The organism is Salegentibacter sp. (assembly GCF_041642575.1).
GTDB lineage: Bacteria > Bacteroidota > Bacteroidia > Flavobacteriales > Flavobacteriaceae > Salegentibacter.
The window spans coordinates 34,329-42,695 of the sequence record NZ_JBEPWD010000013.1 but is presented as its reverse complement, the minus strand read 5'-3'; the positions used below and the strand labels follow the sequence as shown (position 1 = coordinate 42,695).

Sequence of the window (8,367 nt, the reverse complement as noted above, 5' to 3'; positions counted from 1 at the left end):
ATTAATGGTCCGTTCGTCTAGGGGTTAGGACGCCAGGTTTTCATCCTGGTAACAGGGGTTCGATTCCCCTACGGACTACAAGAAAAGATTAATTAAAGAAGAATATAATGGCAAATCACAAGTCAGCGTTGAAGAGGATACGTAGCAATGAGGCAAAACGCCTTAGAAATCGCTACCAGCATAAAACCACTAGAAACGCAATTAAAAAATTGCGTGAGGCTGATAAGAAAGAAGCTGAGACTTTGCTTCCTTCTGTAGTTTCTATGGTTGATAAATTAGCAAAGAAAAACATTATACACGATAATAAAGCTGCTAACCTTAAGTCTAAGCTTACTAAGCACGTAGCAGCGCTTTAAGATTATTACAGTGTTCAATTATTGAATGCTTTCTGTGAAAACGGAAAGCATTTTTTTGTGCCATAAAATTTAGTGCCTGCTCCAAAGCAGACACTTTGTTTCTTAGAAATCTACCTTCTAAAAGACCGAAAGTCCTGAAAGGCTGGTAAGTCTTTCCAGGGCCTTCATACCTAATTCCGAATTCCCTTTGTGATTAAGAATAGGGCTCCAAACCGCGACAGAATACTGGTCTGGATGAATCGCAACTATTCCACCGCCTACGCCACTTTTTCCCGGAAGCCCTACCTCAAAACTAAATTCACCCGCTTCATCATAAAAGCCACAGGTTTGCATTAAGGCGTTTATACGTTTCACAGAGGTTGGGGTTAAAATCTCTTCCCCGGTTTCAAGAACTTTTCCTTTATTGGCGAATATCATAAAAGCTTGTGCGAGTTCTTTGCAGGACATCGAAAGGCTGCAGAGGTTAAAATAGAAATCTACGATGGGTTCTACTTCACATTTAATATTACCCAGGGCTTTCATATAATTTACCAGGGCAATATTGCGATATCCGGTGGATTTCTCGGAAGCAGCGATTTTTTCATCAAAATTTATTTCCGGGTTTCCGGTAATCTTTCTTACAAAATCGAGCAACTCCTGCTTTGGATTGTCTAATTGATCAACCAAAATGTCTGAGATCACTAAGGCTCCGGCATTTATAAAAGGGTTTCTGGGTACTCCATGTTCGTATTCCAGCTGGGTAAGTGAATTAAAAGGATCTCCCGAAGGTTCAACATCCACACGCTGCCATAGATCTTCGCCCATCAGGATCATGGCCATAGAAAGGGAAAAAACCTTGGAGATACTTTGTATGGAGAATTTTTCGTCACTGTCGCCAAAACTAAAATGCTGTTGATCTCCACAATAGATATGCATCCCGAATTTTCTAGGATCCACTTTTGCCAATTCGGGGATATATGAAGCTACCTTGCCTTCCACATCACGGTAGTTCATTTCGCTTTCTATAGTGTTTAGGATTTTCTGGTAATTCATTACTTTAAATCGGTTAAAGAAGTTCCTGTTTTGATTTCGTAAGGTACTTGTTCCGGCTTGAAAATACGTGCTTCAGGTTTTCCTTTTAACGTAATTTTATCACCCAAAATCTCCAGCCAGCTTCCTTCCCGTAAACCAATTACCGGCTGTGTATACAAAGTATGAAATTCCTTGATTCTGGTTTCCCGGGTTTCTCCTTTATGAGTGGAATTCTTATCTGGATCTAAATAATGGGGGTTTATATTAAAGGGGACGATACCTAAGGTCTTGAACGACGGAGGATAAATAATAGGCATGTCATTGGTGGTTTGCATAGTGAGCCCGGCAATGTTAGTGCCTGCGCTGGTGCCCATATAGGGAGTGCCTGAAAGGATAGCCTCCTGTAAAACATTCATCACCTTATTTCTGTATAATTTTGAAACCAGTAAAAAGGTGTTGCCTCCGCCGGTGAATATACCCTTGGCCTGTTTAACTGCTTCCACCGGATTTTTGAACTCATTTATGCCCTTTAATTTTATTCCTGCTTTAAAAAATGCTTTGGCAGCGTTAGCAGTATATTCCTCATGAGAAATCCCGCCGGGGCGAGCGTAGGGAATGAATAAAACTTCTGAAATGCCATTAAAGAAATTCTTTATTTCAGGGGTAAGATATTCAAGGTAGTCTTGTCCGTGTAGAGTGGAGGTGCTGGCTAAAAGCGCTCTTTTCATCGTAGTTTTTTTGTAAATTTAGAGGAAAAGGCAGGTTTAACAAAAATTTACCTGCTACTTATCTTTCTCATAAGAAGATAAATTGTTCCTTTAAGTTATAGAAATTGTGTTATGATACGCTTTGTATTTACTTTAGTTTTTTTAATTGCTGCTCTACCACTTCTTTCTCAGGAAGAGGAAAGAGTAAGAGTAGATGGGAAAATTATTGTCCCCGAAGGAGATAACCCGGAGGGAATGACCGTTTATAATGAAACTTCCCAAAGAGGAACGATTACCAATACCAGTGGAGAATTCAGGATATCTGTAGCTGAAAATGACAGTATAAGTTTTTCAGCTTTACAATTCCAGAAATTTACCGTAGTTGTAGATCAGGGGGTTGTAGATTCGGGGGAATTAAATGTATTTATTAGTGAGACGATTACCGAACTTCCTGAAGTGGTTGTTCTGCCTCACGATCTTTCGGGAAACGTTAATGTGGATGTTGCCCGCATTCAGGTTACAGATCCGGATTTGCCGAGATATTCTGCTGCCGATCTGGAAAGAATGGATGTGGTTACTGAACCTGATGCACTCACAGGACCGGGCAAAAATGAAGCGATGGCGGCCAGTAAAACCCGTCTTATCCACGGACTTAATTTTGTGAACATTTTTAAGGCTCTCGTTGGAGACCAGGATGGAGATGCTCAAATTAGAAAGCAAGAAAAAGATGAATATATCCGCCAATTATATGACGATGAATTTTTCCAGGAGAACCTGAATATCCGGGAAGAAAATATCAATGATTTTATCTTCTACGCTTCAGATAGCGGACTTAATGCCGAAATGATGCAGGAAGGAAATGAACTCGAGCTAATAGAATTTCTTATCGCAAAAAGTAAAGAGTACAAGAACCAGGTTGAAAATTAATAAAAGCCCTCAGTTGATATTATCTCGCATTAAAGCCTCTCAGGAATCTTGATGAGGTTAATAATTTATCTATTCATCACAGCTATTTCTTACTTTCCGCTTCAGGCTCAGGAAAAGGAAATTTTAAAGGGTAAAATCACCAATGACTCATTGCTTTCTCAGGTTCATGTAGTCAATATTACTACTGAAAAAGTTACGCTTAGTGAAGATTCAGGAGAGTTTGCTCTACGAGTAAGCCCCGGAGATTCCATCCTTTTTTCTTCGGTTCAGTATAAAAAGCTAACTTTGGAGGTAACTCCGCGGATGCTGGAAGAAGTTTTCGAAATTAAGCTGGAAAATGAACTTACGGAGCTGGATGAGATGCAACTTCACGAGCTTTCCGGTAACCTACAACAGGATATTGAGAATATAGAAACCATAAATCAGGCAGATTTCGGAATTCCTTATTCTAATAAAAAACCTCCAACTATTGTAGATCGAAAAATTAGGGGAATGAGTAGCCCCATGGATCCTGCAGGAATGCTTTACGGGGCCATAAGTGGAGAAAAAAGAAAACTCAAGCAAGCCTTAAAAAATGACCGCTTAAGAAATCGGGTTATAAAAACCCGGAATTTACTTTCAGAAGATTTTTATAGAGAGGAACTTAAACTGGAAGAGGAGAGGATCATAGATTTTCTGTATTATTGCGCAGAAAACCCCCGATTTTTAAGTCTGGCTAAGGAGGAGGATCTCCTGGGACTCATTGAATTTTACAAAAAAACCATTTCCGAATACCGGGAATATATCAGTTTGGATTGAATCTTGATATCAAAAAACAAAACTCATTAATGAAAAAGATCTTTATTCTTTTTGGACTTTTCTTTGTTTTGACTTCTTCTAAAGTAACTGCACACGAATATTACCTTAGTGTTACTGAGATTAATTACAAGGCCGAGAGTGAATCTCTTCAGATAATCACCCGTGTCTTTACAGATGATTTTGAAAATGTATTGCGACAGCGTTTTAATGATGATATCCGGCTTGTGAAGGATTCCGAGGAAGGTCCGGTGAAAAAGATGATAGAGCGCTATCTTAGGCAGAAACTTCAGCTTAAAACAAACGGAAAGGAACATCAACTAAAATATCTGGGAAAAGAATACGATAATGACCAGGTTATTCTTTATATCGAAGTCGAAAAGGTTATTCCCTTCACTGAAATTGAAATCAACAACTCAATTCTTACCGATCTCTTTGACGATCAGAAAAATGTAGTCCATGTAAAAGTAAATGGAGTAACAAAAAGTCTATTGCTTCAGAGAGATCAAGAAAAAAACAGTCTGATTTTTAAAAATTAAACCATTTACCTTATAGGAAGTCTTATTTTTATCAAAATTCTATAATAATTCAGTTTTCATGAAAAAATTTAAATTTTTCAGTTTTGCTTTTTTAATGCTCTTTTTTACGGGTCTCTCGGCTCAGGAAGACCAACAGCAAACTGAACGCCAGGAAGGTCACACCAACCAAAACAAGTTTAGACAATTAACCGATGAGTTTGCAACTCCTAATCAATACCGTACCGGAGCCGGAGCACCTGGTGAAGCTTATTACCAGAACCAGGCCGATTACAAGATGGATATAGAGCTTGACGATAAGAATCCAAAATTAACCGGTAAGCAAACTATTACTTACCATAATAATTCGCCGGATGATTTGGAATACCTATGGGTGCAATTAGACCAGAATATCCGTACTAAAGATTCTCCTGCATTGGAGAAAAATCCAAGCAGGATAAACCCGGTTTCTACTCCCGAAGGTTTTACCAATCAGTTTTTAAAAGAACCTTTTGACGGCGGTTTTAATATTGAAAAGGTTTACCAAGACGGTCAAGACTTAAATTATACCATTAACCAAACAATGATGCGTATAGATTTACCGGAACCTTTAAAAGCTGGAGAAAGCTATACTTTTTCAATAGACTGGTGGTATAAAATTAATAATCATGTTACCGATAGAGCCCGTTCAGGTTACGAGCATTTTCCTGAAGATGGCAATAACGTGTATGTAATCGCTCAATTCTTTCCAAGAATGGCCGTTTATAATGATGTTGAAGGATGGCAGAATATGCAATTCTGGGGTAACGGGGAATTCGCCCTTCCTTTTGGAGATTATGAAGTAAATATTACCGTTCCTGCCGATCACATTATGGAGGCAACCGGAGAACTTCAGAACCGCAAACAGGTTTACAGCAAAGAAATGATGAAGCGTTATGAAGATGCTAAAAAATCTTTCGATAAGCCCGTAATCATCGTAACCCAGGAAGAGGCTGAAGAAGCCGAAAAAGGCTTTTCAAACAAAACTAAAACCTGGAAATATAAAGCCAATATGGTAAGGGATTTCGCATTTTCTACTTCAAGAAAATTTGTGGTAGATATGATGAATACCGATGTTCAGGGAAAAGAGGTGATGGCGATTTCCCTTTATCCAAAAGAAGGGAATCCGTTATGGGAAGAGTATTCTACCCTTGCCGTAGCCACTACACTTGAAAGCTATTCTGATCAAACTTTTCAGTATCCCTATCATAAAGCAGTTTCAGTACACGCTAAGAACCAGGGGATGGAATACCCAATGATCTGCTGGAACTATGGCCGTCCAGATGAAAATGGGGAATACAGCGACCGCGTGAAATACGGGATGATAAGTGTGATTATTCACGAAATTGGACATAACTTTTTCCCGATGATCGTGAACAGCGATGAGCGTCAGTGGGGTTGGATGGACGAAGGTTTGAATACCTTTTCCCAATACCTGGCAGAGCAGGAATTCGGTGAAAAATATCCGGAAGCGATTGCGCCTTTGGATCAATATCCTTCCAGAAGAGGAATACCGTCTAACATAGTTCCTTATATGAAAGGAGACCAGAAGTTTATCGCTCCTATTATGTCTAATCCCGAAAATGTTTATCAGTTAGGGAATAACGCCTACGGAAAACCTGCTACTGCGCTTAATATTTTAAGGGAAACTGTTATGGGGGAAGATTTATTCGACCATGCTTACAAGACCTTTGCTACGAGATGGATGTTCAAACATCCAACTCCGGAGGATTTCTTCAGAACAATGGAAGATGCTTCCGCAGTAGATCTTGACTGGTTCTGGAGAGGTTGGTTCTATACTACCGATAATGTGGATATGGGTGTAAAATCTGTTAAGAAATACTACATCACTGACAAAGCTACTAAAGAAGGTGCTGAATTCCTTGAGCGCTACGGTGCAAAACCTGAAGACATAGATGGAATTTATGTTGTAGAAGAAGGAAGTGAAGATTTTGAGGAGGCTATGAAAGGAAGCGATCCCCTTGAAAATGCACCTACGCTTAACGAATATATGATGGATAATTTTTCTGAACAGGATCGCTCCGGGATGAAAAACCCAAAATATTTCTATGAGATCACCTTTGAAAAGCCGGGTGGGATTCCAATGCCACTTATCGTGGAATATACCTATGCAGATGGAACATCAGAAAAAGTGACTTATCCGGTACAACTGTGGAGAAAGAATGATGCTGAGGTTACTAAGGCATTAGCTTCAGAAAAAGAGATAACATCGGTAGTTGTTGATCCTGATCTGGAAACCGCCGACGTTGATGTTAGCAACAACAGCTGGCCGCAGGATAAAACAACAGATAAATTCGAAGAATTTAAAGAAAGTATGGATAATTAATCTATAACTGGTTTATTAAATAATTAAGCCGACTTTAACGAGTCGGCTTTTTTTATGGCTAAATTTGTGATTATATTTGCGCGTTATGGTAGCATACCCATTATTTATAAGTGGCGCTGAGATCGCCTTTATTATGTTTATCCTCGTCATGGTTTTTGGGGCCGATAAGATTCCCGAAATAGCCCGTGGACTGGGGAAAGGAATGCGCACCCTTAAAAATGCTTCCAACGATATTAAAAGTGAAATTCAGAAAAGTGCCGAAAAACAAGGTGTCGATACTGATATTTCAAAAGATATTAAAGGAGAGATCGATAAGGTAAAAGAAGATATAGACGAAATTACCGGTTCGGTTAAACGTAGATTCTAACGCCTGTTGAAATGTATGAACAGCTTAAACAATGGGACCGGGAATTATTTGTTTATCTTAATAGTCTGGGCATTGAATCCTATGATTTTTTTTGGATCTTTGTTACCCGGATAGAAAACTGGATTCCTTTTTATATTTTTTTATTTCTGCTGTATTTCCTCGCTTTTCACTGGAAAAAAGCCAGTTTTTCTTCCCTGTTTTTACTTGCTTCATTTCTTACAACATGGGGGTTTACCAATGCGGTAAAGGTTATGCTGGTTCGGTTAAGACCCAATAATAACCCTGAGCTGGTAGACCTAATAAGGGTTCTGCAGGAACCAACCAATTATAGTTTCTTTTCGGGCCATGCTTCCTCTTCTATGGTGGCCGCCACCTTTGTAGTACTTAGTTTAAAGGATAAATATCCCTGGATCTATGCTGTATATATTTGGCCCTTACTTTTTATTATGAGCCGGGTATATGTTGGTGTGCATTACCCCAGCGATTTGCTGGTTGGAGCTCTGGTAGGATTAATTTTTGCCTTTATCTTTTATTGGCTTTATAATAGATCTGGTAGAAGGTTTATTTAACTCTGCTGAGCGTCAGGCCATCCCTTATTGGCAGAATAACTGTTTCCACGCGATCGTCTTCCGCTAAAAGATTATTGTATTCCAGAAGCGCTTTGGTAGATTCGTCGTCCTTATTTAAGGTTTCTATTACCTTTCCACTCCATAAAACATTGTCTGAAAGAATTATTCCACCGGGACTCATTTTTTCGATTATCAGCCTGAAATATGCGGGATAGTTCGGTTTGTCGGCATCGATAAATACAAGATCAAATTTCGCTTCTATCGTGGGGATTATGTCCAGGGCATCGCCCAGGTATTGATATATCTGATCTTTATATGTTGATGCATCAAAATATTTCTTCTGAAAATCATACAATTCTTCATCGATATCTATGGTGTGAAGAGTTCCGTCCTTTGCCAAACCTTCTGCAAGGCAAAGCGCCGAATAACCCGTATAGGTGCCAATTTCCAGGATAGTTTGGGGATGTTTCATCTTTGATAATAAACTTAAAACTCTACCCTGATAATGCCCGCTTAGCATTCTTGGCCGCAAAACTTTCTGATTTGTTTCTCTATTAAGCTTTGCTAATAAATCGGGCTCTTTAGCCGAATGTTTAACGATGTATTCATCTATAGCCTCTGGAAGAAAATGCATAATCTTAATTGATGATTTCTGTATACAAAGATAAAGGGAATCTGAAGAAAATAAGTCAGCGGCTAAAGTCTAATATTATGAAACTTCAGCTTAAATTGTA

At 39.0% G+C, this 8,367-nt stretch carries 10 protein-coding genes and 1 tRNA gene; 8 read left to right on the top strand and 3 right to left on the bottom strand.

Features of this window, described 5'->3' with window-relative positions; all coding sequences use genetic code 11:
• Positions 1–6 precede the first annotated feature (6 nt).
• Both ACESK1_RS04240 and rpsT read left to right on the top strand, forming a co-directional pair.
• Positions 7–78: transfer RNA gene (locus ACESK1_RS04240), tRNA-Glu, on the top strand.
• A gap of 29 nt (positions 79–107) precedes the next feature.
• A complete protein-coding gene (rpsT, locus tag ACESK1_RS04235) occupies positions 108–356 on the top strand; it encodes a 30S ribosomal protein S20 (RefSeq protein WP_081208987.1) in 249 nt (82 codons plus the stop codon).
• A 117-nt stretch (positions 357–473) separates the two neighbouring features.
• Here the strand turns inward: rpsT and ACESK1_RS04230 are convergent, their stop codons facing one another.
• Both ACESK1_RS04230 and pepE read right to left on the bottom strand, forming a co-directional pair.
• Positions 474–1,388 (bottom strand): glutaminase, encoded by a 915-nt coding sequence (locus tag ACESK1_RS04230; protein ID WP_372918245.1) that lies wholly within the window; start codon positions 1,386–1,388, stop codon positions 474–476.
• Complete coding sequence (gene pepE / locus ACESK1_RS04225) at positions 1,388–2,095, bottom strand: dipeptidase PepE (protein WP_372918243.1); 708 nt, start codon at positions 2,093–2,095, stop codon at positions 1,388–1,390. Before pepE ends, ACESK1_RS04230 begins: the two co-directional genes overlap by 1 nt.
• A 111-nt stretch (positions 2,096–2,206) precedes the next feature.
• On the opposite strand from pepE, the gene ACESK1_RS04220 reads away from it, so the two are divergent.
• The 6 genes from ACESK1_RS04220 (at position 2,207) to ACESK1_RS04195 (ending at position 7,633) form a co-directional block, all read left to right on the top strand.
• Positions 2,207–3,001, top strand: a complete 795-nt coding sequence (locus ACESK1_RS04220; protein ID WP_372918241.1) for a hypothetical protein — start codon at positions 2,207–2,209, stop codon at positions 2,999–3,001.
• Between the two features lie 51 nt (positions 3,002–3,052).
• Positions 3,053–3,799, top strand: a complete 747-nt coding sequence (locus ACESK1_RS04215; RefSeq protein ID WP_372918239.1) for a hypothetical protein — start codon at positions 3,053–3,055, stop codon at positions 3,797–3,799.
• A 29-nt stretch (positions 3,800–3,828) separates the two neighbouring features.
• A complete protein-coding gene (locus tag ACESK1_RS04210) occupies positions 3,829–4,335 on the top strand; it encodes a DUF6702 family protein (RefSeq protein ID WP_372918237.1) in 507 nt (168 codons plus the stop codon).
• A 58-nt stretch (positions 4,336–4,393) separates the two neighbouring features.
• Positions 4,394–6,697 (top strand): M1 family metallopeptidase, encoded by a 2,304-nt coding sequence (locus ACESK1_RS04205; RefSeq protein ID WP_372918235.1) that lies wholly within the window; start codon positions 4,394–4,396, stop codon positions 6,695–6,697.
• Between the two features lie 85 nt (positions 6,698–6,782).
• Positions 6,783–7,064, top strand: coding sequence for a twin-arginine translocase TatA/TatE family subunit (locus ACESK1_RS04200; protein WP_372918233.1), 282 nt, complete (start codon positions 6,783–6,785; stop codon positions 7,062–7,064).
• An 11-nt stretch (positions 7,065–7,075) separates the two neighbouring features.
• Positions 7,076–7,633 (top strand): phosphatase PAP2 family protein, encoded by a 558-nt coding sequence (locus ACESK1_RS04195; protein WP_372918231.1) that lies wholly within the window; start codon positions 7,076–7,078, stop codon positions 7,631–7,633.
• On the opposite strand, the gene ACESK1_RS04190 is transcribed toward ACESK1_RS04195, so the two are convergent.
• The gene (locus tag ACESK1_RS04190; RefSeq protein ID WP_372918229.1) at positions 7,626–8,267 is read right to left on the bottom strand and encodes an O-methyltransferase; all 642 of its coding nucleotides are present in this window, start codon (positions 8,265–8,267) and stop codon (positions 7,626–7,628) included. The two genes, ACESK1_RS04195 and ACESK1_RS04190, sit on opposite strands and share 8 nt — an antisense overlap.
• Between the last annotated feature and the right edge of the window lie 100 nt (positions 8,268–8,367).

What these genes read in the sequence shown, in the direction of transcription:
- ACESK1_RS04195 (WP_372918231.1), top strand. Translation starts at nt 7,076, where the DNA reads ATGTATGAACAGCTTAAACAATGGGACCGGGAATTATTTGTTTATCTT.
- pepE (WP_372918243.1), bottom strand. Translation starts at nt 2,095, where the DNA reads ATGAAAAGAGCGCTTTTAGCCAGCACCTCCACTCTACACGGACAAGAC.
- rpsT (WP_081208987.1), top strand. Translation starts at nt 108, where the DNA reads ATGGCAAATCACAAGTCAGCGTTGAAGAGGATACGTAGCAATGAGGCA.
- ACESK1_RS04200 (WP_372918233.1), top strand. Translation starts at nt 6,783, where the DNA reads ATGGTAGCATACCCATTATTTATAAGTGGCGCTGAGATCGCCTTTATT.
- ACESK1_RS04220 (WP_372918241.1), top strand. Translation starts at nt 2,207, where the DNA reads ATGATACGCTTTGTATTTACTTTAGTTTTTTTAATTGCTGCTCTACCA.
- ACESK1_RS04205 (WP_372918235.1), top strand. Translation starts at nt 4,394, where the DNA reads ATGAAAAAATTTAAATTTTTCAGTTTTGCTTTTTTAATGCTCTTTTTT.
- ACESK1_RS04210 (WP_372918237.1), top strand. Translation starts at nt 3,829, where the DNA reads ATGAAAAAGATCTTTATTCTTTTTGGACTTTTCTTTGTTTTGACTTCT.
- ACESK1_RS04215 (WP_372918239.1), top strand. Translation starts at nt 3,053, where the DNA reads ATGAGGTTAATAATTTATCTATTCATCACAGCTATTTCTTACTTTCCG.
- ACESK1_RS04230 (WP_372918245.1), bottom strand. Translation starts at nt 1,388, where the DNA reads ATGAATTACCAGAAAATCCTAAACACTATAGAAAGCGAAATGAACTAC.
- ACESK1_RS04190 (WP_372918229.1), bottom strand. Translation starts at nt 8,267, where the DNA reads ATGCATTTTCTTCCAGAGGCTATAGATGAATACATCGTTAAACATTCG.